This window comes from Pseudostreptobacillus hongkongensis, assembly GCF_001559795.1.
Taxonomy (GTDB): Bacteria; Fusobacteriota; Fusobacteriia; order Fusobacteriales; family Leptotrichiaceae; genus Pseudostreptobacillus; species Pseudostreptobacillus hongkongensis.
The window spans coordinates 1-360 of sequence record NZ_LOHY01000061.1 but is presented as its reverse complement, the minus strand read 5'-3'; the positions used below and the strand labels follow the sequence as shown (position 1 = coordinate 360).

Below are 360 nucleotides of genomic sequence, written 5' to 3'. Positions count from 1 at the left end.
GGTGTAATGCGATGACTATCGATAGCACGATCAACGACATAGCCAGTCATCAGCTTAGTCAGGCTGGCAGGATTACGTTGTTGATGCTCATTACCCGCCGTGAGGATCTGTCCGGTTGTGTAATCCATCAATACCCATGACCCCGCATGAATTTCTGGAGGCTGGGGTGAAAAAGGAATATTTTCTGCTGCAAAAGCAGACGATAAATTAAAAACGAACAAAGAAGCAGCAATAACAAGACGGCGTTTCAACAGCAAATCCTCAGGAGTTTCAAATAGCTGTTCTTTTTACGGAAATCCTGATGAACTGGCTGGAATAAAGTGCAAGAAAATGTGACATTTATCTCATTTTAATCTGACA

At 42.5% G+C, this 360-nt stretch carries 1 pseudogene; it reads right to left on the bottom strand.

Annotation, left to right across the window (positions count from 1 at the left end):
* Positions 1-251 (bottom strand): annotated as a pseudogene (locus AYC59_RS01520) (hypothetical protein); the annotation flags it as partial.
* Between the last annotated feature and the right edge of the window lie 109 nt (positions 252-360).